Origin of the sequence: Microcoleus sp. D3_18_C4 (assembly GCF_036702355.1) — a bacterium.
Lineage (GTDB): Bacteria > Cyanobacteriota > Cyanobacteriia > Cyanobacteriales > Microcoleaceae > Microcoleus.
In genome coordinates, this window is record NZ_JAUBTF010000029.1 from 20,529 (window position 1) to 45,376 (window position 24,848).

Below are 24,848 nucleotides of genomic sequence, written 5' to 3' on the forward strand. Positions count from 1 at the left end.
AGAGCACTGGATTTTTCGGCTAGCTGTTGCTGAAACTCGTGTTCGCGGTGTTCTTTTTCAGCGAATTGCTGCTGCAAAGATTCCAGAGCACTGGATTTTTCGGCTAGCTGTTGCTGAAACTCGTGTTCGCGGTGTTCTTTTTCAGCGAATTGCTGCTGCAAGGATTCCAGAGCGCTGGATTTTTCGGCTAGCTGTTGCTGAAACTCGTGTTCGCGGTGTTCTTTTTCAGCGAATTGCTGCTGCAAAGAAGCGATCGAACTTTCGCGTTCACTCAACTGCTGCTGTAAACTTTCGTAACTCGACTTCGCTACTGTTTCGGCTAATTGGCTTTCGAGATTTTGCTTTTCGGTAGCCAATTGCTGCTGCAAAGAAGCGATCGAACTTTCGCGTTCACTCAACTGCTGCTGTAAACTTTCGTAACTCGACTTCGCTACTGTTTCGGCTAATTGGCTTTCGAGATTTTGCTTTTCGGTAGCTAATTGCTGCTGCAAAGAAGCGATCGAACTTTCGCGTTCACTCAACTGCTGCTGTAAACTTTCGTAACTCGACTTCGCTACTGTTTCGGCTAATTGGCTTTCGAGATTTTGCTTTTCGGTAGCCAATTGCTGCTGTAAAGAAGCGATCGAACTTTCGCGTTCACTCAACTGCTGCTGTAAACTTTCGTAACTTTCTTGCAGCGGATTTGGCTTTACACTCACCGAGTCCGATAGAGTTTCTGCCGTTACAGCCTCATTAATTTCGGTTTCTTCGGCTGTTTCCCCTTGCAAGTGGGCTGCCTCTACCTCCGTTTCTTCACCTTTTTTCCAAGTGACAGTAACTTCCGTCTTGTCCTTAGAAATATCCAGAGCGCCTTGTGCCAAGCGTTCTAGGAGCTCCGACCTTGATATTCCGAGCTTGCGAGCGATCACGTTTAATCGATCGGCACTTGAAGAAGTCAGCGAAAGTCCGACTTTGACTTTACTTTCTGAATTGGAACTAACTACATTGCGATTTTTTTTGACCATTGGCATTTTCCTCATGCCAACCTACACTTATTAGTGTAGTGGCTGAAGCTTCTATTAAAATTAATTCTTGTTACTTACCAATTGTGCCAGCTTCTGTTCCCAATTGAACAAAAATCCGTGAATATACTCTTCGGTCCATTCCTCGCCGTAGAACCGCTTAAACATTCCCTGACCCGGGGTTTTTTCGGCACGATAGCGCAGATAGCACAGTTGAGCTTGTTAGATACTATCTAACTTTGCGCCCCATGTCATCTGTTCGGCGCGATCGGCCAAATCGAAATAAGCCGCCAGATAGTCTTTGAACCCTCCAAAAACCGGAATTGCCACAATTTCCGTTTCCTTGGGGCGATCCCACAGAAACGCCAACGAGAAAAACTGCTTAGCTTCCTCTGGAAAGTCGCCACTCCAGGGAAGGTGCGGTTGATGAGCTTGAAAAATTTGTTCGATCAGCCCAGTACACTTAGCTTGGTAGTCAGCATCGCCGCCAAACAGAGGCTGCATATCCAGAGCAATTAAATGGCCACCCGGCAGCGTTACAAAACCCGCGCCAAAAAACGGTTGATAGAGATTACCTGAAATCTATTGCTCCTACTTTATATAATTTTAGACTGCGGCGTGCCGAACAGAAAAACAAGTAGAGAGGTGAAATTTTTCCAGCCAACTATCCAGCTAATGATTCGGGGACATCCTAGATAGACTTCTTTCAATTTGATACAAAAACAAATACACGTACAGGAATTATTGCTGTAAATTTACCAAGATGGAAACCATGACGATCAAAAATGAGCAACAATATCAGCACACCTTAGATTGGTTGCTGCGATTTTAGCAGTCTGTAGCTGAATTGGATAGTAATGAGAGTTTGAAAGACGAACCTGTGCGATGGCAGTTTCATAGAGATTCAGATCCGAATCAAGTAGACGAGCTAAAGTCAGAAGTTGCTGAATATGAGCGACTTGTTCAGTGAAACCCCAGCAAATTCCGCTCAAAGTTCATACTTTCAATAAGTTGCCAGGTACTTTAATTAAAGCTTGCATAGCCGCAAAAATTAGCAAACAAAAACTAGCCCCGATATTAGGAATTAATGCTGAGCGATTTAAGCAATATGAAGACACAGATTATCAATGGGCTATTTTTGTGGAAATCCTCGAAGTCAGCACAGCTTTGGGCGTAGAATTTGAAACTGCTGTGATTCTGGTAGGTTTTCAGGAAATAGAAGCGGTTAAAAAAACAGTAGAAAAATGGCGAAAAGAAAAAGTTAATTTAGCAACGGGTTCTCCAGCCCGTTCCACAATAATATTGAGTTTTGACAGAAGGGGCCGGAACTCCCTTTCATAAGGTTGTATAACTATTTATATTGACTGTTTTTAAAGCGAAGCTTCCAAAGTCGCACCTGCAACCCGATGATCTCGATCTTTTGCCAAATAGCTCACAGCAGCGCGAGCTTGAGGATTGTCAAATCTGCTCAGCGCGCGAGCAACTCGCAGCCGAATTCCCCAGTAATCCGAACTTACTAGAGGTAATAATTGCTGCAATGCCTCTTCTTGCTTCTGGGTATTTGCCAGCAGACCAAATCCGTCAATTGCTGCTTCCTGAACTGGTACATCTTCGCCGCCAAGACCGATCGCACAAATTTCAAATACTGCATCAGGACACTGCATTTCATACAGAGGAGCCATAATGCTGCGGCGGACGAGCCAATTATCATCGCGACGAAAAGCTTCCACTAAATGAGAAATTGCCTCGGTTCCGAACCTTGACAAAGAGTTAGCGGCTTCGGCGCGCACGTTCGGATCGCGATCGAACTGCATCATTTTTAACAGCGCCGCAAAAGCTTCCGCAGTTTGAATCTGCCGCAATCCCATCGCCACGAACGATCGCACCATAAACTCGCGATCGTCCACTTTGCTCAGCAACATCGGTAGCGCCACCGCAGAATCGCAGTTTCTCAGAGCCGTTACCCCCCGCAGCCTCTCTTGAGAATCCGAACTTTGCAGCGCTGCTTGGATTTCGCTAATTTTCATAAGCCAATTATATATTTTTGTTACGTTTCTTTACAATTTTAGCAATTATTCCCGGATTTTGGGCAGATTAAAAAAAACTTCACTGCTGAATAAGAAATTTTGTGGGTATTTAAGCGAACTTTTGTATGAGTAATGAAGGCAATCAGTACCCTATTTATTTGAGTATGTGGAGGCATCATTATTATCTCGCGCGTAAAATCCCAAATGATTGGAAATTGGACGTTCCTGCATGGGAATTTTATTCTGAATCGGAGCATTCAACAGTTTCGCTCCTGACGGCGATGCTACTGCAAAAGTTACCGACCCGCCGCCATCTAAATTTAGCACTGTCTCGGCTCCCAACTGCATCGAAATATCAGTTATTTCGCTCAATTTCAGCCCTTCACTGTAAAGCCTCTGCTTGCCGTCTGCCAGAATTAACCACAACTTGTCGCCTGTTTTGTCAATCGCCGCAACGGCACGGGGATAGGGTTTATCCTGTTTGCGTTCTTCCTGACTTTGTGCTACGGGTTGACCATTTTTCACCAGCAAAGTATCTCCGGCAACTCCATAGGCTGTTCCCGAAGGACAAGTGCCGTTTTCGATTATTTGAGCGCGGTTTTTGGCATCAAAACAAAGGGCGGGGAAGCCTGAATGTGGTTGAGAATAAGCTTGGCTTTTGGCAAGGGCGTGTCCGACATTATTTACTCGATCGCCACTGCGGGGATAGTAATCCCAAGGTGCTTCCTCGATGCAGGGATAAAAAAAATTGCCGTTAACTGCTAATTGCAATTTAAATTCTTTCAGGAATTCAGTAGCAGTGCGGGCATTGGTTTCTGTTAAATCGGCTGTTGGGTTTCCGGGAGTGACAAAAATTCCTATTCCCGGCGCTTTTAGGTCGATGCTAACAATGTGAATGAGGGTGGGACGCGGATTAGTCCGAAATTCCCTGCGGTAGGCTATTCCTTGAAAGAGCGATCGGGCTTCGTTGGTTTGTTGGGGACGCAAAAAGTAGGGAATGTTGTAGAGTAGTATTGGTGCGAGCAATATTCCGAGACCGAGAATATGCCAAATTTGTTTGATAGTGGGCCGATAAGTCATACCATTTTAGATTTTAGATTGGGGACGGAAACACTAACAAATTTATATATTTTCCAGCATCCTATACTAATATGAAGTATTCGGATTCCCATAATTTTAGCAATCAAATTTTACGAAATCGATCGTTCCAAGGACAAGTTCTTAACGGTGCTGATTTTAGCGGCGCGGATGTTAGAGGCTGCAATTTTAGAAATGCTCAGTTAGCGGGTGCGAATTTTATCGGTGCGAAAATCGGGCTTTCTCGGCGACAGATAGCTGTTTTGAGTGCTGGGGCGATCGCGATTTGTTTGGTTGTGGGCGATGTTCTGACTCGAATGATTCTGGGAGCCCAAGGACAACTACCGGACTCTCCCAGTTGGCCTTTTGTTCTGTTGCTGTACGGGGTTTTGAGCGCTGCTGGTTTCGCTTCGGCGATCGCCAGCAAACAGCCAAAAACCTCAAAAGCGGGTAGATTGGCACGAACAATTTCTGCTATTCTATCAGGAGCTTTGTTGGGATTTTTCTATGCTGGCACTGCAACTAATAATAATTCCCAGGCTGCTCTTGCTGGAATGTCGATCGGCGGGGTGTTAATGTTTTTTGTGAGTTCCCGGATTCGCGGCCAATTTGCACAGGTGGCGATCGCATCGGCTGGAAGTGTGGCGACTTACGCAGCGGCTTTTTTGTTCAGTGCAACGGCGAGCGCTTTTCTGAGCACTCACAAACTGTTTTGGGGTATGTGTTTCGGTTTGCTGTCGCTGCTGTATCTTTGGTTTGCGTTTGTGTCTTTCTCGGCGATTGTTCGAGAGATTGGAAATGCTGAGGGTACTTCGTTCAGAGGGGCAAATCTCGCTGATGCTAAGTTCGATATAAATTACCTGTATCTAAAATCTAAAATTTAAAATCTAAAATTACGCCACTGATATTCAAACAGCAATTGATCCAGCAGAAAGCGACGCTTTGCTGCAAACGGTGGCGATTGGTGTAGGTCACTATGGTTTTCTAGTATTGGCATTATATCTGGGCGTTTATTCTCGGCCCGATCGCCCGTAATTTACACTCAAAAATATAAAAGCGAGATCCCTTGATTTTTCTAAAAAAATCAAGGGATCTCGCTCTAATCAAAGTATTTATCTCATATCAGAGATTTTTTTTGCAAGCTGTTTTTTTTGCCTAAACAGCTTGTTTAACGGAGAGGGAGGGATTCGAACCCTCGTTAAGTTGCCCTAAACACACTTTCCAGGCGTGCGCCTTCAACCGCTCGGCCACCTCTCCAGGGCTAAATTCATTCATTTAGCCACAGCTAAACTATATTAGCAGAACAAATCTGATTTGGGAAGGGGTAACGACATAAATTTGCGGTTTAATATGGGTAGGGTGTGAAACGGGCAGGCTTGGGTTCTCCTCCCTGGGTCGCAAACCCATTCATTTCAAGGATTTTGCCCCGCCAACGCCAATCTAAAATCTAAAATCTAAAATCTAAAATTCCATGACTAACTCTTACACAATTAAAATTCATAACAGACAGACAGGCGATCGCCACACCGTGCGAGTACCCGAAGACCGCTACATCCTCCAAAGCGCCGAAAACCAAGGAGTAGAATTGCCCTTTTCCTGCCGCAACGGCGCTTGTACCGCCTGTGCGGTGCGCGTCAATTCGGGGGAACTGCACCAGCCAGAAGCAATGGGGCTGTCTGTGGAACTACAAAAAGAAGGTTATGCCCTGCTGTGCGTCAGCTATCCCCGTTCCAACATCGAGGTAGAGACGCAAGACGAAGACGAAGTGTACGAATTGCAATTCGGTCGTTACTTCGGCAAAGGTAAAGTTAAAGCCGGTTTGCCGTTGGATGAAGAGTGAGCAACTTGATAAATTATAAAATACCAATTATCCATGCTTTATCGATTATGTGCGATCGCCCTTTGTCTGTTGTTAGCTAGTTGCCAAAAACCAGAAATGCCCCAAGGTACGATCGCCAAAGTAGAAAGGGCCATCAGCGGCCAAACAATCGAAGTTATCAGTACAGCCGACAAAATAGCCTTATTAGAACAAATCAGGCTGATTGGTATTGATGCGCCGGATTTAAAACAGCAGCCTTGGGGAGAAGCAGCCAAACAAAGACTAGAACAGCTAACTAGGGGAAAACAGGTATTGTTAGAATCCGACATCGAACAAAAAGACCAGTTCGATCGCAAACTAGCCTACTTGTGGCAAGATAAAAATTTGCTCAACGAACAGCTAATCAAAGAAGGTTATGCCCTGGCCTCGGTGCGATCGCCCAACACCAAATATCAGCAGCGACTCATCAACGCTCAAGAATGGGCGAGACTCATGGGTAAAGGCCTGTGGAATCCAGAACGAGCATTGCGTCAAACTCCCGCAGAATTTCGCCAGCAAAATCGGCAATAGTCGGTTGGGAATTGTTGACTGTTAACAGTTAACAGTTAACAGTTAACTGTTGACTGTTGGCTGTTAACTGTTGACGGCGTTGAGTGATGACAACTAACAACTAACAACTGACAACTGACAACTGACAACTAACAACTGACAAATGACAGACAATCAACTGCAAAACTTCTTAGAAATAGCCACCGAAGCAGCCCTGGCCGCCGGTTCCGTCCTGAAATCTTTCTGCGGAAAATTAGAAAAAATTCAAGAAAAAGGCCGATCGGGTGATTTAGTAACAGAAGCCGACAAAGCCTCAGAAGCGGTCATCTTAGAAATTCTCGGCCGCCACGTACCCGACCACGCCATCCTCGCCGAAGAATCCGGCAAATTAGGGGATGCCAGCAGCAAATACCTGTGGGCGATCGACCCTTTGGACGGCACAACCAATTATGCTCACCAATATCCTTTTTGGGCCGTGTCGATCGGACTTTTAATCGCCGGCGTACCACAAATTGGAGTAATTTACGACCCTTTTCATAACGAATTGTTTCGGGCAGGCAAAGGATTGGGAGCAACCTGCAACCGTTTGCCGATCGAAGTTTCCCAAATCTCAGAATTGAGAACCAGCTTGCTAGTCACTGGCTTTGCATACGATCGGCGGGAAACAGCAGACAATAACTATGCCGAATTCTGTCACCTTACCCACCTCACCCAAGGCGTGCGGCGCAGCGGTTCCGCATCCCTAGACCTCGCACACCTGGCGATGGGGCGATCGGACGGATACTGGGAACGGGGACTCTCCCCTTGGGACGTAGCAGCAGGTGTACTCATCGTCTCCGAAGCCGGAGGTCAAGTTACCGCTTATGATGGCAGTCCCTTTGAGATGAACTCCGGTCGGATTTTGGCCACAAACGGTAAAATACACGCCGAACTCAGCAGCGCATTGCTAGCCGTTCCTCCCTTATCTTCTTGGAAGTAGCGCCCCCCAGCAATAGATCGGGGGTAGTACGGGGGTCAGAACCCCTTGACTCAAGCTACATTAAAGAATAGTGAAAAGCCAGGAAAGGAAGAGTAAAAGTTATGTCTTTTGAAATGACAAAAGGGCTGTTCAAGTACGACTTTACAGATCAGCACGCAATTTTGGGAATTCCCTTAGACGCCGAGTTTAACGACATCCGCAAGCGCTACATGAAAATCGCCCGCCGGTTGCATTCGGATACTTGCTCTTTTGAAAGCCAAGCCGATAAAGATTGGGCTAACCAATTTTTGTCAAAAGTAGTCAATCCGGCTTACAACAAATTCTCTAAGGAAAGCGATCGCAAAGAATACAGCCTGCTATTAGCAGCCATCGCCAAGCGCGTCGTTAAAGAACAGGCGAAAATGCAAATTGAAAGCGCAGCAGCCAAACAGTTAGCTACCGCTAAAGATTGGGAAGAAGCTTACAAAACAGCAGTTAGCAAACTCGCTCTCAAGCAGTATGAATCAGTTAAGGAAACGCAAGAGGCGATCAATCAAATTAGCGAACTTAACATGGTTTATTTGCTGCGAAAAGAGCGCCTTGGTGGTGTTGGGGTTGCACCCGCTTCACCCATAAAAGATGCAACCCCACCCCCAACCCCACCCCCAACCCCAACCCCAACCCCAACTCCAACCCCAACTCCGCCCAAAGACGACCCGCGGATCGAAGCCTATTGCCGCCGAGCTCAAGGATTTATGGACAGCAAAAATTACGCTAAAGCAAGTTTGGAGTTGAGGGAAGCCCTGAAGGGCGCCCCGAAACACAGCAAGGCTCACGCTATGTTAGCAATGTGCTACCTTGAACAAAATCAAGCCACAATGGCAAAACTTGAGATGAACAAAGCTTTGGCATCAAATCCTGAAGAACCGACGGCTTTGGAAGTTAAGAAAAAGCTGGAACAAGCTTCCGCAAAAGCCAAAAAAGGTGACGAGAAACCAGGGTTTTTTGCAAGTTTGTTTGGCGGGAAGAAGAAGTGAGAAGTTGTGAGTTGTGAGTCAGGAATATTTAGAAATTGGTAAACTGCTCAGCAGTGAAGTGATCTCGCTCAAAAGCATCAATAGTTGGTGAGATCACATCGGAACCCAATCGGAATTATACCGTCAGTGCGATCGTCCCGCGATCGCGGCTGCTCCAGAAAGAGCGGGACGCTTGCACTTACGGGAAAAATGATTATTCCCATGCAAACCAAAACGCTATCACGCCTTAATTTGTTAAAGTCGAAGGTTAAGCTTGCCTGATTCGACTTTAACAGCCTCCCCTAAAGCTAAGCTTCTAAGCCCAATCTAAAATCTAAAATCTAAAATTGATATGACACCTTAATTTGTTAAAGTCAAATGTTAAGCTTGCCTCGTTAGACTTTAACACCGTCCATAAAGCTAAGCTTCTAAGCCCAATCTAAAATCTAAAGTCTAAAATCTAAAATTGATATGGTTCACCAACCCCCATCCGGTGCAAGAGATTTATTGCCCCTTGACGTTGCTCAAAAAATTTCGATCGAACGGCGCTTACAGCAGGTTTTTCACCGCTGGGGCTATCACCGGATTATTACCTCTACTCTAGAAAGGCTGGAGACATTGATGGCTGGGGGCGCGATCGACCGATCGACCTTAATTCAATTGCAAGACGCCGAGGATGGAGAACTGGGTTTGCGGCCGGAATTGACAGCATCTATCGCCCGCGCGGCTGCAATGCGGATGGCCGGGACTCGCTGGCAGCCTCAGCGCCTCTACTACAACGCCAACGTGTTCCGCAAAGGCCCAGATACTGGCTCAGGCGGGCAACAGGAGTTCTATCAAGCTGGCGTAGAGCTGCTCGGCGCGGGGGGGACGGTTGCGGATGCGGAAGTGCTGCTGCTGCTGTCTGAGTGCTTGCAGAGCTTGGAAATTGATGACTGGCATTTGGTTTTGGGAGAAGCGGGCTTGACTGCAAGATTGCTGGAACCGTTTCCCCCAAACGTGCGCCAAAAAGTTCGGGGGGCGATCGCCAATCTCGATCGAATTGCCTTGGAAACTTTGCCGCTGTCAACGGAATTGCGAGAAAGAGCTCTGCTGTTATTTGACTTGCGCGGTCGCCCAGAAGAAGTGTTGCCAATTGTTGCCAAGCTGGATTTAGATTTGCCGCAGCAAGCCGCGTTAAATAATCTCAAATCTGCGATCGAATTGCTGCACCAATATCAGTCAAAAATTCCCAATCTCAAATCTCACATTCACCTCGATTTGAGTTTAATTCAAACATTTGACTACTACACTGGAATTGTGTTTGAAGTTGTCAGCAGCAGCAAGACAGGACAGCGAGTTTTAGGACAAGGGGGACGCTACGACCAACTGTTGGGACTGTTCGATCCCCAAGGGCAAAATTCCCCCGGCATCGGGTTTTGTCTGAATATTGAAGATTTGCACCAAGTGTTGCTGACAGAAGGGCAATTGCCCACCCAGACGCCAGCTAGCGACTGGTTGGTTGTGGCTCAAACTCCTGAAGCTAGTGCCGCCGCGTTTGCTTACGCTCGCAAACTCCGAGAGTCTACTCACCTAGTTCGGGTGGAAATAGATTTAGAGAGTCGGGAGACAGCAGAGTCGGCGCGGGAATACGCGCGCGATCGACGAATTGCTCAAATTGCTTGGGTAAATGCCGAAGGATTGCCAACAATTGAAACGGTAAATTAGCCTAATTGGTAATTGGTAATTAGTAGTTGGTAATTGGTTAAAAATCACCCGATATGATATTATGTATCCTGCTGATTGAGAGAAGGTTTTGCCAATTGCTAATTGCTAATTCCCTATCTACCTAAAATCTTTTGAGAGAACACTATGGCACACACTATTGTTACGAATATTTGCGAGGGAATTGCTGATTGTGTCGGCGCTTGTCCGGTTGCTTGCATTCACCCCGGCCCCGGCAAAAATGTCAAGGGGACTGATTGGTTTTGGATTGATTTTGATACCTGTATTGACTGCGGTATTTGTTTGCAGGTGTGTCCTGTCGAAGGTGCGATCGTTCCAGATGAACGCCCTGAGTTGCAGCAAACTCCGACTTGATTGCATTAATTAACTTCATCCGTAAGGTGCGCTGCGGCGCACCCTAAATTTTTTTATGAACCGCAGAGGGCGCAGAGGACACAGAGAAGAAGAGTGAGAAATATTGGAAAAATCTAACGTTTAGATATCTAAGTCCAGGTAATTAATTATGTTACTTTTTTGAATTCTTTCTCTTCGCTTTTCTTGTCTTGCTACCCTACCCTTCGGGAACCCCTGCGGGGAACGGGAACGGCTTCGCCGAAAGTGTCCTAGCGCTTACGCGCGGCTTCGCCTAGCGCTTACGCGCGGCTTCGCCTAACGCGTCTTCGCGGTTCGTAAAAAAAGCCCGTGAAGCGTAGCTATCCCGCAGGGAATCGCACTTTACAAAAAAAACTACAATAAAATCCTATGCAGCCGATCGCACTTTCCGACTCTCATATTTTATCCATGCGTACCCACGCCGAAAGCGCTTATCCTGAAGAATGCTGCGGTTTGTTGCTCGGTCGAGTTACTGGCGGTGTTAAAACTTTGGTAGAAGTTTGGCCGACTGACAATGCTTGGAGTTCTGAGGCTGAAGAGAATTGGCCTGAACAAAAAGGATTGACAGAAAGACGCAGATATGCTATTAAGCCCGAAGATATGTTGCGGGCGATGAAACACGGGCGCGATCGCAGTCTGGATATTATCGGTATATATCATTCCCATACGGATTGTCCCGCAGTGCCCTCAGAGTGCGATCGGACATTGGCATGGGCCCAATACTCTTACATCATTGTGTCCGTCCGACAAGGCTGTTCAGAAGACCTCCGCAGTTGGAGTCTTGACGGAGAGGGGAACTTTCAAGCAGAGGAAATTCTCCCAGTGGAACCGACCGAGATTAAGAAATAATTAGTAAAAATAACAAACACGTAAAAATGCGAAAGATTCAGATAGGATATAATTCAAAATCTGCGCTACACACAATATCATGCTAAATCCTAATCTGGACGAGATCCAGCTCAACAAACAAGAATACGAACGCTACTCTCGCCACCTGATCCTGCCAGAAGTTGGATTGGATGGGCAGAAGCGTCTCAAAGCTGCCAGCGTGCTCTGCATCGGTACGGGAGGTCTCGGTTCGCCGCTGCTGCTGTATTTAGCAGCCGCCGGTGTTGGCCGCATTGGGATTGTGGACTTTGATGTTGTAGACCATTCTAATTTGCAGCGGCAAGTAATTCATGGCACTTCTTGGGTTGGGAAACCGAAGATTGAGTCGGCTAAAAATCGGATTTTAGAAATTAATCCTTTTTGCCAAGTTGATTTGTACGAAACTCGCGTTAGTTCGGAAAATGCGATCGACATTGCCACTCCTTACGATATCATTATCGACGGTACGGACAACTTCCCGACTCGCTATTTGATGAACGACGTTTGCGTGCTTTTAAACAAGCCCAACGTCTACGGTTCTATCTTCCGATTTGAAGGACAAGCAACAGTTTTCAACTACGAAGGCGGCCCGAATTATCGCGATTTGTACCCAGAGCCCCCGCCTCCTGGGATGGTTCCTTCTTGTGCAGAAGGCGGCGTTTTAGGCGTTTTGTGCGGAGTTGTCGGATCTATCCAAGCAACGGAAGCTATCAAAATTATCTTGGGTCAAGGCACTACTTTGAGCGGCAGATTGTTGCTTTACAATGCCTTAGATATGACTTTCCGGCAATTGAAACTGCGGCCTAATCCAGTGCGCCCGGTAATTGAAAAGTTAATCGATTACGAAGAATTCTGCGGCATTCCTCAATCAAAAGCGCAGGAAGCAAGTCAGCAAACGCAAATTCCTGAGATGACTGTCACGGAACTTAAGGAGTTAATCGACAGCGGTGCGAAGGATTTTGTATTGTTGGATGTTCGGAATCCCAATGAGTATCAAATTTGTCAAATTCCTGGGTCGGTTTTGGTTCCTTTGCCGGATATTGAACACGGCGCAGGTGTCGCTAAGGTCAAGGAATTGTTGAACGGCCATCGCTTGATTGCACACTGCAAAATGGGCGGGCGTTCTGCGAAGGCTTTGGGGATTTTGAAGGAAGCTGGAATTGAGGGGATTAATGTTAAGGGCGGGATTACTGCTTGGAGTGAAGAAGTAGACCCATCTGTACCTCAATATTAAGCTCAATCTTTTTCTGGGGCGGGTTTAGCTAATATCACGAGATACAAGCGAGTAGACTCTGGTCATTAGTGTCAACTTACGCTGAAAAACCTTTGTATCTTTCGTTCACAGCCGAGTCTAGAACCCTCTAAATTCCCCTTTTTTGAGGGGAATTTGACCTTTAGTAGTGAAGCAGGACACGGCAATGCCGTGTCCCTACAAAAAACGCAGATTACCCCAACCCTTCAACTAACAAATTCCGAGCACTTTCCAACGCTTCATGCAACTTACTTGCATCGCGTCCCCCAGCCTGCGCCAAATTAGGTCGCCCGCCGCCTTTTCCGCCGCAAATTTGAGCAATTCCCCCGATAAACTTGCCAGCTTGCAATCCTTTCTTATTGACTTCTGGACTAAAAGCAGCCACCAAACTTACCTTGTCCGGTTCAGGAATTGATGCCAAAACAACCGCAGCATTTCCTAACTTTTGCTGCAATCTTTCCGCCGCAGTTTTCAGCGCTTCTGTATCTACATCTCCCAATTGGGCGACAATGATTTTGAACTCCCCGATCGCCTCCGCCGCACTCAGCAACTGGTCGGATTTTGCGATCGCCAATTCCGACTTCACAGCAGCCAAATGTTTCTGAGTATCCTTCAACTCATTCTGCAAATTAGTAATCCGGTTCGGCAATTCTTCAGGCTTCGCCTTAAATCGATCGCCCAAATCGCGCACCACCTTATCCCGCACGTTCAAATAGTCCAAAACAGCTTGACCGGAAACCGCTTCAATCCTGCGAGTTCCCGCCGCTACTCCCGCTTCGGAAACAATCTTAAACAGCCCGATTTCTGCCGTATTGCTGACGTGAGTTCCGCCGCACAATTCCATCGAAACGCCGGGAAAATCGATAACCCGCACCACGTCGCCGTACTTCTCGCCAAACATGGCAGTCGCGCCTTTTTCTCTCGCAAGGGCGATCGGCATTTCTGCAACGACCGCAGCGTGCGCCTCAGCAATCCAACTATTAATTAAATCCTCAATTTTCTGCAACTCTTCTGCTGTGACAGCGCGCGGAGAATTGAAATCAAACCGCAATCTTTCTGACGATACCAGCGAACCAGCTTGCGAAATCGAATCATCCACAATTTTCCGCAAAGCTGATTGTAATAAGTGAGTTGCTGTGTGGTTAGCCTGAATTCGGCGGCGACCGCTATTGTCAATCTTCGCAGTAATACTATCGCCCACTCTCAGCGTTCCCCGTTCCACCAAGCCGAAATGCACGAAGAAATCCGATTCCTTCTTCACATCCTCAACTCTTACTAACAAACCATCACCATTATCTCCGCTTTTCAAATAACCTTTATCTCCAATTTGTCCGCCGGATTCAGCATAAAACGGCGTTTGGTTCAAAACAACTTGTACCTCAGTGCCGGCGGCTGCTTCTTCCACAGATTTGCCGTCAACTAAGATAACTTCCACCTCAGCTAAACTCGACAATTCAGCATAACCGACAAACTCAGTTCCCTGGATTGTTTCAGCCAACTTATCCAAAGAACCCTGCACGGTTAAATCGATTGTTTGGCGAGCATCTTTAGCGCGAGTTTGCTGTTCCTTCATCGCCGCTTCAAATCCGTCCAAATCCACAGAAATTCCCTGTTCCTCAGCAATTTCTTGAGTCAGTTCTAAAGGGAAACCGTAGGTATCGTAAAGAGTGAAAGCATCTTGACCGCTGATTTGTTGGTTTGCTTGCTGTTTTGTACGATCGACAATTTCCTCCAGCAGCTTCTCTCCGCGTTCCAAAGTCTTGAGAAACTGCGCTTCTTCCCTTGCCAATTCCGCCTTAATTTGAGCTTCCCGCTGCCGCACGTTCGGATAAGCAGCTTCCGAAAGGGCGATCGCACTTTCAGCCACCCGCACCGTAAATTCGCCCTGAATTCCAATCAGTCGCCCGTGGCGCACCACCCGGCGAATCAACCGGCGCAAAATGTAACCTCGACCAACATTCGACGCGCGAATTTCGTCCGCAATCATGTGCACCACAGCCCGAATATGGTCGCCAATTACTTTCAGCGAAACCTTGACTTTTTCATCGCTATTGTGGTAATCAATCCCGGCAAGTTCCGCCGCCGATTGAACCATCGGAAAAATCAAATCTGTTTCGTAATTATTGGGGACTTTCTGGAGGATTTGCGCCATCCGTTCCAGTCCCATGCCAGTATCAATATTTTGATTTTGCAGCGGTGTTAAATTGCCCTCTGCATCTTTATTGTACTGCATGAAAACCAGGTTGTAGAATTCAATAAACCTGGTATCATCTTCGAGGTCAATATTGTCGCCTCTCTCTGGGTGGAAATCATAGTAAATCTCTGAACACGGGCCGCAGGGGCCAGTCGGGCCGGATTGCCAGAAATTGTCATCTTCTCCCATGCGTTGAATGCGATCGCCCGGAATGCCAATTTCATCGCGCCAAATCGCAAAAGCTTCGTCATCTTCTCGGAAAACACTAACAACCAAATTAGACGCTGGTAAACCGAAAACTTCCGTGGAAAGTTCCCACGCCCAGGCGATCGCCTGTTTCTTGAAATAATCCCCGAAACTGAAATTACCCAACATTTCAAAAAACGTGTGGTGGCGGGCGGTGCGGCCGACGTTTTCGATGTCGTTGGTGCGGATGCACTTTTGAGAAGTGGTGGCGCGCGGTGATTCGGCGGCGCGCTGTCCGAGAAATATCGGCTTGAATTGTAGCATTCCGGCGATCGTCAGCAACACTGTCGGATCTTCGGGTACTAAAGAAGCACTCGGCAATATCTTATGTCCCCGCTGGGCATAAAAGTCGAGGAATGTTTGGCGGATTTGGCTGCCACTGAGAAACTTAGGAGAAATAGACATGACAAAAACAGTTAAGTATGTAAAGATGTAGCAGCAATAGAACTTACATCTATGTGGATATTTATATCATTATACTTAGTAATGTAAAGACCTATCAACTTTTGCAAATAGTGCTTTACTCCTGCGAAAGACCATGCTAACTTAATAATAGACACCCGGACAGAAAGAGAAAGGAGGTCGCTATATTTAGAAAGAAAGTTCGAGGATATAGACATGGTGTCTCCGGTCTAGATTCCCAGGCGCAGCAGAAATTAACCGAACACAACTTGCAATAGTGGCGAACTGCCGATCGAGCAGTCAAGCCAAACCGCAGTCGAGTCAGACTTAGTTGTAGTTGCGGATTAACAGTAAAGCTGCACAAGTTGTACACCCTAGTAAGTAAAAGTTCTCCACCGGAAACACATCTCGTTTGTTAGAAAAAACAAAGTTCTCGTATTATTGGGTCTGGTCGCTGTCGATCGGGCCCTATGAATTTTTATAGGGCGATCGCAGGAGAAGAGGCTTCGAGGGGGAGAGAGGGGCCGAGTTCGGCTGTATAAGTGCTTTCTGCTCAAAGGCAACATCCCTCGGAGTCGATCGGCGAGCGATCTGTGCAGCTTTTGAGTTATATATTATATATAATGGGACCTGGAGCAAGCCCGCCCGCTTTTTGTCGGGACTCAAGCGCTGTGGTATGACGTACTGTCAAGATGAGATATCATTGAGGATGTCACTCAAGACATTAAAACCTACTCCGCTGTGCTGTATACCAGCAAAATCAACGCTTCTATGAGCTTGCTGCCAGCCAAGGATAGCCAACCGCCATTTTTGGTGACAAGACCAGGCTCAAAAATTTGAATCTCAGGATATTTAGAGTCAAGACCCTAAAAAATCCCATCCCCGACGCAGGGGTGAGAGTTCAAAAAATCAAAGCCCACCCCGTCAAAAAAGCTAGTGCACCAACAACGGTAGTAAATCACTAGCACAGTTCTTAAACTCACAATTTCCGGAGATTCCAGGTACAAGTATGGCCGAAATAACTAAAGAAGAAATGCGCGAACGGCTGGGAAATATTGACCAGATCCGGGATATAATTTTCGGAGCGCAGCTTAGAGAATACGACAATCGCTTCGATAAAATAGATTCCGACTTGTCGATGATGCAGCAAGATATGCAAACTCGCATCGAACAAATAAGAACAGTTCTTTCAGGAGAAATGAGGGCTGCTGTTGATTCGTTAGAAAAGAAAGTTAAATCGCTCACCTCAAATACTCAAGAAGAAAGCGCAGATATCCGTCAGCAAGTCGATCGCATTAACCGCAAATTTTCCAGCAGCATGGAAGCCCTCGACGAGGCTATAGACAATCAAACCAGTTCGCTTCGCGACGAACTCTCCCAAACCAGAGAGCGACTATCTGAAGAAACCCGCACTTTGAAAACACAGGTTTTTGAAGAGCTCGATCGTCGCTTTTCTATGCTCAGAGATGTTAAAGTTTCTAGAGACGACATGGCAGAAATTCTGTTTGAACTCGGTATGAGGCTCAAAGGAACAGAATTTGTACCCGAGCTTAAAGGCGTTGCGGATAATAAGTTAAATACCGAATTTCTGTTGCCGGAGCGCCACCATAACGGATAATAACGCATGGCTTTACCGAAAGAAAATCCGGCTGACGAAAATGAGTTAGAGGGTTTTGTTTCTCAACCTGACGAGTCTGCTGCTGATGCAGCAACCCAGCTAGAACCCTTGCTGAATCTGTTAGTAGATCTCAAAATTATTGCTGGTTCCAACCAGCAAAATGCAGAACCCGAAGATGACAACAGTGGCGAAAATAATCAAGCTGGGGCCCTCGGCGGGTTGATGGATTTGTTAGGTATTTCTGAGCAAGCGCCAGAGGAAGTTGCAGCGAGTGTACCCGAAACTGGATCTCGCCAACCCGAGTCTAGCGATGCCCCGTCTGTTGCAGACGAGTTCAAAAGTTTGCTATTCGCTACTCACAAACTCAACACTTCAGAACTGGAAAAAGACTATTCCTCAGCTAAAACTATAGATGTTTCCGCGATCGCCCAGCCGGATTTGGAGGAGGAATCAAAGCCTGTCGAAGAATTGTCTAACTTGACAACGAAAGATTCTCTACAGTACGTAAAGGCTCAAAAATCCCACAAGTTCGATCGGCATTTACAGGATGTTTCCGCTTCCGAAACTGAGTCAAAGTCCTCGGAAATTCCCGATAATCCCATAGTTTCCACAGTCTCCAATCCACTAGAAACTGGATATTTAGATGCTGCGATGGCTTCGGCTCTAGAAATCCCAAACTTACTAGAACAGCCGACAGAAATATTAGGCCAAATTAAACAGGACTTAAATCAAGCCGACAGCGCCATGGAAACGCTGCAAAATCTGATTTTCGGCTCAAAAATATCAGATATCGAGCAAGTCAAAAATCTGCTGGCAGAAAACGATTTGCCGGGGGTGCGCCACCTGATGGCAACAATCGACGATAAATTAGGGAAATTGGAGCACCAAATCTACGAGCCCCAAGAGTTGATTGAGTTGATGTTGCCTTGGATCGCAGAAATTCTCAGCCGCAAAATTGCTGATTCGAGAGAAGAAGTTGTTAAGGCGATCGGGCCAATTATTGACGAAGTGATTAGGGCAAAAACTCAGGAAAACAAGTCGGCAATGAGTGCAGCAATAGCTGAGCTGCTTCCCGACGCACTTGCTCAACAAATCGTGAATTCCCCAGCGGATATTGCTAAGGCGATCGCCCCAGAAATTGGTCTGGCAATTAAAGAGCAAATTCGCCTTGACCAAGAGTCGATCGCTCAAGCCCTCGCCCCGGAAATGGGCAAAGCGATTACAGCCCAAATTGAACTCGAGCGCGACGCAATGGTGGATGCCCTCTACCCCGTAATTGGCAATACTATTGCCAGATACATGGCAGAAGCTATCAAGACAATCAATGAAAAAGTGTCAAATGCCCTCAGCGTCGAAGGAGTTCAGCGCAAAATTCGCTCCAAAGTACAAGGAGTCTCCGAAGCCGAATTAATCCTCAAAGAATCAGTACCCTTTACCATCCAAGCAGCATTCTTAATTCACAAAGCATCAGGCTTAATAATTTCCGAAGTTCAAAACTCAGAAACCTACCAGTTAGAATCAGAAATGGTAGCAGGAATGCTCACAGCTATTCGCAGCTTCGTTAACGAGTGCATCGTGCAGCCCGGAGAAGTTTCCGAACTCAATCAAATTGAATACGGCGACTCAAAAATTATGCTCGAAGTAGCGGGATACTGCTACATGGCAGTCGTGATTAAAGGAGAACCGCCACATTCGTTCATCAACAAAATACGACAAACCGTTACTAATATTATCCTTAATTATGCTCAAGTAATTCACGAGTTTAACGGCGATCCCGGTACTATACCGGACTCGCTGCACCCGTTCATACAAAGTTTATTCGATCCGTTGCAAAGGGAAAAATCAAAAAAACCCCCGATCGCCCTAGCGGGTATCGGTTTAGTCGCCCTGAGCTTAATCTTAGTACCTTGGGGAAGTTATCAGTACCGCAGCAGCGTTGACCGTCGCCTCGAGGCAAATGCCGTCGCAGCTTTAGCCTCGACTCCCGAATTAGCAGTTTACCGCTTAGATGTTGCAGTAGATGGCAAAACTTTAAAGCTAAGCGGAAAGTTGCCAAATCAAGAATTGCGGACACGAGCCGAAAAAATAGTCGCATCAACTGCACCAAAATTGCAATTAGATAATAGAATATTAGCTGTAGATGTGCCCCCCGATCCAGTTTTGACGGCGGCCGAGGTGCAGCGGATTACCGCTGTTTTGAATCAGAAAGAGGGCGTTTCTATTTCTACGGGCTATGGCGATCGTAAAGTGACTGTAGAAGGTACAGTTAGAGACGGTGCAGAGGCACAGAAAATAGCTCAGTCGATGAAGCAAATTCCCGGCGTTCAATCGGTGATTAGCACAGTTAAATTAGAGCCGCTGAAAATTACCACCCGCATCTACTTCCAGCAAGGAATGGCAACATTAGACTCAACATACGGAGAAATGATCGCCAGTGTCAAAAATTTCATGGATCAATATCCTCAAAAACAGATTAAGATAATTGGGCACAGCGATCGAAGCGGAGAACTTGCTACAAATCAACAGTTGTCGCTGAAGCGTGCCGCAGCAGTGCGAGATGCTTTAGTGCAGCAAGGTGCTGACCCAAAGCGCCTCCAAACGGTTGGCATCCCCCATCCTCCTGGCGACGTGGAACCCAATCAACCACGACTTTTAAGCAGATGCGTGGTATTTGAACCAATAACTAAGACCATAAAAAGTAAATAATTATGTCAGTTGCTATATCTAAAAAAATGTGTATGATCGGCGATTTTGGCGTGGGTAAAACTAGCCTAATCCGCCGTTTTGTAGATCGGCAATTCAGCGACCAATACCTCTCCACTGTGGGAGTAAAAATTTCCAGCAAAATCGTAGAGTTAGAAGGGGTCAAACAGCGGGAAAACGTGACTGCAAAGTTGCTGATTTGGGACTTAGAAGGACATACAAAATTCAAAGGAATAGCACCGACTTACTTGCAGGGAGCTAGCGGCGTTTTAATAGTTGCCGATGTCAGCCGCTCCGAAACAGTTGAGCGAATCTCCGAACACATTCAGCTTTATTCTTCAGTCAATCCTAAAGGGTCAATTATCGTCGCTTTGAACAAAGTAGACTTGATTGACGAGGAAAAATTGGCGCTGCTAGTGGAAATGTCCCATTCGATAGGTCAAGACAAAGTAATAGGAGTTTACACGACATCTGCTAAAACAGGCAAAGACGTTGACGAAATTTTCTACAAACTAGCTTACACAATGGTAGAACAAGTATGAATCCACTGTTAAGAAAGCTGTTAGGCCCGCGACAAACACAGTATTTTCTAGTAAATCACCATTTCATCATTCAGGAAACCTCCGCCGAAGTGCAGCATTATGCCGATATTCCGGGCGACGCTATACCCGGTGCAGATGCTCGCCTGAGTTTTCCCGAACTGATTGGCATTGAAAATATCCTCATGTCTATCATTATGGGACGGCTGCCGGGTTTTGAAGTCAAAGGTATCGCTCGGTTTGCCGACCAGAACCGCCCTTTATACTTTGATATGTTGGCTATCAAATATGAAGAGGAACAAGAAGAGGTGCCAAGTAAATTGCTAATTTTGATTGAAGATACCACCGAAAAGATGGTAATGAAGCAATCGTTGATTCAGAGGGCGAATGAAGCTAATCTTTTGGTTAGTGCCTTAGCCGCTTCTAAAGATTATATAGATAAAGTTATTCGTTCGATGGGCGATGCTTTGTTGGTGACAACAACATTAGGAACTATCAAAACTGTCAATCAATCGGCACAATGGTTATTTGGGTACAGCGAAGCAGAATTGATCGGCAACCCACTGTCTTTAATAGTAGTCGAAGAAAAATTAATTTACCAAGCTCGCCACCGCTATATTTTGTCTCAGAAAGAGCTGCGTAGAGAACTAGAAATAGTCTGCACTACTAAAGCAGGAGAAGAAATTTGGGTAGAATTTTCCTGTGCGGCAATTCAGACAGAATTACAGGAACTTTACGATTTCATCTATGTCGGCAGGGACATCACAGAACGCAAACAACAAGAAAGAGAAATTCGCGGCTCTTTGGCAAAAGAGCAAGAACTCAGACAGGTAAAATCTCGTTTTTTCTCGATGATTGCTCACGAATTCGCCAATCCTTTAAGTACAGTATTATTTGCGACTAAAATCCTCCAAGACTACGGCGACGAAATCACCCACGCGGAAAAACAACAATACCTGCAACACGTTAAATCAGCATCTCAACAAATGGCTCAGCTATTAGATGACGTGCGGTTACTCAGCAGCGCCGAAGCCGGAAAACTCGAATTCTATCCCGCACCAGTCAACTTAAAAAATTTTTGCAGCGAGTTAGTAGAATCAATTAAAATTAGTTATGGAAAAAATCATACAATTAACTTTATTTATCAAGAATTAGTTACGCCCCCGCAAAAAAATGATACTGACTCGCAGGAAACGGAACAGTTGCCCGTACTAGATGCAAAATTGCTGCGGCACATTTTGACAAATTTGCTGTCAAATGCTGTCAAATATTCGCCCCTCGACAGCCATATTTATTTTGAATTAAATTGTCAGAATAATGAAGAAGCTATATTTAAAATTAAAGACGCCGGCATTGGCATTCCTCTAGAAGACCAAGAACAACTATTTGAATCTTATTATCGAGCCAAAAATGTCGGAAAAATACCCGGTACAGGACTGGGTTTATCCATAGTCAAGCAGTGTGTAGATTTGCACGGAGCTCAAATCGAATTTTCCAGCGAGATAGGGGTAGGCACTACCTTTATAGTCAGCATTCCATTTAAGAAACAGAGATAAATAGATTGATTTTAGATAATTCGATCCAAAGGGCGCATTCACTACTAAGAATCTCACATGAAAACCCTGTTAAAAAAACTGTTAGTTCCCCACCACTTGGAGTACCTAGCACTGGATAAAGATTTTTTAATCCAAGAAATCTCTCTGCAAGTGCAGCGGTTTGCCGACTGTCCCGAAGAAGTAGTCGCCGGCAAGGATGTCCGCATTCCCTTTCCAGAATTGGTGGGAACTGAAGAAATTTTAATCGATATTTTTGAAAAACGTTTGCCAAATTTTGAATTAAAAGCGATGACGCGACTATTAGAAAATGGTTCGCGGCTTTATTTTGATATGTATATCGTGGAGTTCACCAATGACGAGAATTATCAGAGATTAATTATATTTTTTCAAGACGTAAGCGACAGGATGGCTTTAGAACAAACTCTCGTCCAAGCTACCAATGAAATGGATATTTTATTGAGTACCTTAGCGGCTACTAATAATTATGTTGAAAAAATTATTAGTTCAATGGCCGAAGTTTTGTTGGTAACAACAGCATCGGGAAAGATTAAAAAAGTCAATCAAGCTGCTCAAGATTTGTTCGGTTACAGCGAATCAGAATTAGTAGGCCAGCAAATAGACGCTCTTGCTGCTTTTGGCTCCTCTTTGCAAGCAGTTAGCCAAGATGAGCCTCAACAATCGCAAACTCACGCGGAAGTAATTTGCACGGCAAAAACCGGAGAAAAGCTAACAGTTTCGTTTTCCTGTACGGCGATTTCGACTGACATTAAAGGTATTTCTGGCTCTGGGCCCGCCCTTCAAGATTTCGTTTACATCGGCCGCGATGTCACAGATAGACAGCGCGCCCGCAAGCGACAAATAACTCAGTACGTCGCCACTCGCATCCTGTCGGCATCCGAAACAATCAAAAAAGCTATAGCAGCAATTCTCCCCGTAATTTGCGACAGTTTGGGATGGGATACCGCCGAACTTTGGATGCCAGAAGCTGGGGAAAAACTGCTGTCAGAAACTAAGAGAATAACTGCAGTGTCCGACCCCAATTTGCTTCGCTGTGTCGCCAGTTGGACAAAACGCTCACTTTCTATCCCTAAATTTGTCGAATTTACCGAACAAATGACTTGTGCGTTTGGCGAAGGATTGCCCGGTTTCGTTTGGGCCAGCGGTTCCTCTCAGTGGATTGCAGATGTCACAAAAAGCGACAGTTGTCTGCGTCGAGAAATTGCTGCTGAAGAAGGACTGCACGGAGCTTTTGGTTTCCCAATTTTGGGCGGCTACGAGCCGGAAAAATCTGCAAAGTCTGTTTTGGGGGTGATAATTTTCTTCAGTCGCGAAGTGCAGTATTTTGATGAAGAATTGCTCCAGACAATGGCAACAATCGGTAGCCAAATCGGTCAATTTATCCAGCGTAAGCAAGCGGAAATAGCTTTGCGGGAAAGCGAAGAACAACTGCGAGACTTATTTGAAAATGCTACTGATTTAATTCAAAGTATAGGAGCGGACGGTCATTTTTTGTATGTGAATCGGGCTTGGCGGGAAACTCTGGGCTACAGCGAAGCAGAAATTGCTCAAATGACTGTTTTTGATATTATTCATCCGAACAGTTTCCCCGAAAGTTTGGATATATTATATCAAGCTATCACTCAAAAAACAGTCAATGAAAATACATTATATCCAGACTCTATTGAACTAATATTTGTTACTAAACATTATGAAAAAATTTTGCTAGAAGGTAGCATAAGCTGTAAATTTGCGGCAGGTTCGCTAGTAGCAATTCGCGCTATTTTGCGAGACATTACTGCTCGAAAAATGGCCGAAGACGCCCTAGCAAAATCTGTGTCCCTGCTGCTAGCAACTTTTGATTCTACTGCGGACGGTATTTTAGCGATTGACAGGAGCGGAAAAATTGTCACTTTCAATCGACAATTTGTGGAAATGTGGGGCATACCCGATGAAGTGATGGCACTGCGAGACGACGCCACAACGATCGCCTTTGTCCTGAACCAACTCAAAGACCCCCAAGCATTCCAAGAGAGAATAGAATCGCTTTACGATCAGCCAGAAGCCGAAAGTTACGACTTGTTGGAATTTCAAGACGGCAGGTTTTTTGAACGCTATTCGCAACCGCAGCGGCTGGGAGATACAATTATCGGCAGAGTCTGGAGTTACCACGACATTACGGAACGCAAACAAGCAGAAGATGCTCTGCGGGAAGAACAAGAAAAATCAGAAAAGCTGCTGTTAAATATCTTGCCCAAGGCAATAGCAGAACGCCTCAAGCAAAACGAAACTACTATTGCCGAATACTTTCCTGAAGTGACTGTTTTGTTCGCAGACATTGTGGGGTTTACTACTTTGTCTGCCGTCATGAATCCGATCGACCTTGTGGAGATCCTAAATAAGATTTTCTCAGGATTCGACCTTTTGTGCGAACAGCACGGCCTAGAGAAAATCAAGACCATCGGCGACGCATACATGGCGGTGGGAGGGCTCCCTGAACCTAGGGCAGACCACGCAGAGGCGATCGCCCAAATGGCGCTAGATATGCAAGCAGAAATAGCCCGATTTAATGCTAGCCATAATAAATATTTCAGCATCCGCATCGGCATTCACAGCGGCCCGGTTGTTGCCGGAGTAATTGGCATAAAAAAGTTTATTTACGATTTGTGGGGCGACACAGTAAATATTGCTTCTCGCATGGAATCTCACGGTTTGCCTTGGCGGATTCAAGTCAGCGAAACTACTTATAAGTTATTGGAACACAAATATGTATTTCAGGAGCGGGGAACTATTGAAGTTAAGGGCAAAGGGGGAATGAAAACTTATATTCTCCTTGGCATAAAATAAGGCAGCTCATCATTCATCAGTCATCTGGCTGATGACGAAAAGTGTTGCTAAAGTTAATTAGCAATACTTTTTGACCAAGACTA

General features: G+C 45.7%; 19 protein-coding genes, 1 tRNA gene and 1 pseudogene. 15 read left to right on the forward strand and 6 right to left on the reverse strand.

Annotated elements, in window-relative coordinates; genetic code table 11:
• Together QUA90_RS15835 and QUA90_RS15840 are read right to left on the reverse strand one after the other, a co-directional pair.
• A partial coding sequence (locus tag QUA90_RS15835; RefSeq protein WP_333446463.1) for a ribbon-helix-helix protein, CopG family occupies positions 1–1,004 on the reverse strand: 1,004 nt, incomplete at its 3' end.
• Between the two features lie 60 nt (positions 1,005–1,064).
• A pseudogene (locus QUA90_RS15840) lies at positions 1,065–1,583 on the reverse strand (hypothetical protein).
• Between the two features lie 384 nt (positions 1,584–1,967).
• Here QUA90_RS15840 and QUA90_RS15845 point away from each other — a divergent pair.
• Positions 1,968–2,342 (forward strand): hypothetical protein, encoded by a 375-nt coding sequence (locus QUA90_RS15845; RefSeq protein ID WP_333446464.1) that lies wholly within the window; start codon positions 1,968–1,970, stop codon positions 2,340–2,342.
• Positions 2,343–2,371: 29 nt separating this feature from the next.
• On the opposite strand, the gene QUA90_RS15850 is transcribed toward QUA90_RS15845, so the two are convergent.
• Entirely contained in the window at positions 2,372–3,028 is a 657-nt protein-coding gene (locus tag QUA90_RS15850; protein ID WP_333325618.1) for a HEAT repeat domain-containing protein, read from the reverse strand.
• A gap of 150 nt (positions 3,029–3,178) precedes the next feature.
• On the reverse strand, positions 3,179–4,108 hold the full coding sequence (locus QUA90_RS15855) for a phosphodiester glycosidase family protein (protein ID WP_333325616.1): 930 nt from the start codon (positions 4,106–4,108) through the stop codon (positions 3,179–3,181).
• Positions 4,109–4,179: 71 nt separating this feature from the next.
• Between QUA90_RS15855 and QUA90_RS15860 the strand changes: the two genes are divergently transcribed.
• Positions 4,180–4,989 (forward strand): pentapeptide repeat-containing protein, encoded by an 810-nt coding sequence (locus tag QUA90_RS15860; RefSeq protein WP_333325613.1) that lies wholly within the window; start codon positions 4,180–4,182, stop codon positions 4,987–4,989.
• A 288-nt stretch (positions 4,990–5,277) separates the two neighbouring features.
• Here QUA90_RS15860 and QUA90_RS15865 read toward each other — a convergent pair.
• Positions 5,278–5,362: transfer RNA gene (locus QUA90_RS15865), tRNA-Ser, on the reverse strand.
• A 214-nt stretch (positions 5,363–5,576) separates the two neighbouring features.
• Here QUA90_RS15865 and QUA90_RS15870 point away from each other — a divergent pair.
• The 8 genes from QUA90_RS15870 (at position 5,577) to moeB (ending at position 12,645) form a co-directional block, all read left to right on the forward strand.
• Positions 5,577–5,945, forward strand: coding sequence for a 2Fe-2S iron-sulfur cluster-binding protein (locus QUA90_RS15870; protein ID WP_333040827.1), 369 nt, complete (start codon positions 5,577–5,579; stop codon positions 5,943–5,945).
• A 33-nt stretch (positions 5,946–5,978) separates the two neighbouring features.
• The gene (locus QUA90_RS15875) at positions 5,979–6,494 is read left to right on the forward strand and encodes a thermonuclease family protein (RefSeq protein WP_333446467.1); all 516 of its coding nucleotides are present in this window, start codon (positions 5,979–5,981) and stop codon (positions 6,492–6,494) included.
• Positions 6,495–6,636: 142 nt separating this feature from the next.
• Entirely contained in the window at positions 6,637–7,452 is an 816-nt protein-coding gene (locus QUA90_RS15880) for an inositol monophosphatase family protein (RefSeq protein WP_333446469.1), read from the forward strand.
• Positions 7,453–7,553: 101 nt separating this feature from the next.
• The gene (locus tag QUA90_RS15885) at positions 7,554–8,468 is read left to right on the forward strand and encodes a tetratricopeptide repeat protein (RefSeq protein WP_333446471.1); all 915 of its coding nucleotides are present in this window, start codon (positions 7,554–7,556) and stop codon (positions 8,466–8,468) included.
• Positions 8,469–8,918: 450 nt separating this feature from the next.
• Entirely contained in the window at positions 8,919–10,154 is a 1,236-nt protein-coding gene (locus QUA90_RS15890) for an ATP phosphoribosyltransferase regulatory subunit (protein WP_333325599.1), read from the forward strand.
• 144 nt (positions 10,155–10,298) lie between these two features.
• A complete protein-coding gene (locus QUA90_RS15895; protein WP_333054336.1) occupies positions 10,299–10,526 on the forward strand; it encodes a ferredoxin family protein in 228 nt (75 codons plus the stop codon).
• A 387-nt stretch (positions 10,527–10,913) separates the two neighbouring features.
• Complete coding sequence (locus QUA90_RS15900) at positions 10,914–11,393, forward strand: M67 family metallopeptidase (RefSeq protein WP_333325596.1); 480 nt, start codon at positions 10,914–10,916, stop codon at positions 11,391–11,393.
• 79 nt (positions 11,394–11,472) lie between these two features.
• Entirely contained in the window at positions 11,473–12,645 is a 1,173-nt protein-coding gene (gene moeB, locus QUA90_RS15905; protein WP_333325595.1) for a molybdopterin-synthase adenylyltransferase MoeB, read from the forward strand.
• 211 nt (positions 12,646–12,856) lie between these two features.
• Here the strand turns inward: moeB and alaS are convergent, their stop codons facing one another.
• Complete coding sequence (gene alaS, locus QUA90_RS15910) at positions 12,857–15,508, reverse strand: alanine--tRNA ligase (RefSeq protein ID WP_333446473.1); 2,652 nt, start codon at positions 15,506–15,508, stop codon at positions 12,857–12,859.
• Between the two features lie 1,006 nt (positions 15,509–16,514).
• Here alaS and QUA90_RS15915 point away from each other — a divergent pair.
• From QUA90_RS15915 to QUA90_RS15935, 5 genes are read left to right on the forward strand one after another with little or no spacing between them, the layout of a single operon-like run.
• Entirely contained in the window at positions 16,515–17,123 is a 609-nt protein-coding gene (locus tag QUA90_RS15915) for a hypothetical protein (RefSeq protein WP_333446475.1), read from the forward strand.
• Between the two features lie 6 nt (positions 17,124–17,129).
• Positions 17,130–19,829: an OmpA family protein gene (locus QUA90_RS15920; protein WP_333446477.1), complete on the forward strand. Its 2,700-nt coding sequence runs from the start codon at positions 17,130–17,132 to the stop codon at positions 19,827–19,829.
• A gap of 2 nt (positions 19,830–19,831) precedes the next feature.
• The gene (locus QUA90_RS15925) at positions 19,832–20,368 is read left to right on the forward strand and encodes a Rab family GTPase (RefSeq protein WP_333325584.1); all 537 of its coding nucleotides are present in this window, start codon (positions 19,832–19,834) and stop codon (positions 20,366–20,368) included.
• Entirely contained in the window at positions 20,365–21,921 is a 1,557-nt protein-coding gene (locus QUA90_RS15930; RefSeq protein ID WP_333389478.1) for a PAS domain-containing sensor histidine kinase, read from the forward strand. The genes QUA90_RS15925 and QUA90_RS15930 overlap by 4 nt, the downstream gene beginning before the upstream one ends.
• Positions 21,922–21,978: 57 nt before the next feature.
• Positions 21,979–24,765, forward strand: a complete 2,787-nt coding sequence (locus tag QUA90_RS15935) for an adenylate/guanylate cyclase domain-containing protein (RefSeq protein ID WP_333446479.1) — start codon at positions 21,979–21,981, stop codon at positions 24,763–24,765.
• Positions 24,766–24,848: the final 83 nt, after the last annotated feature.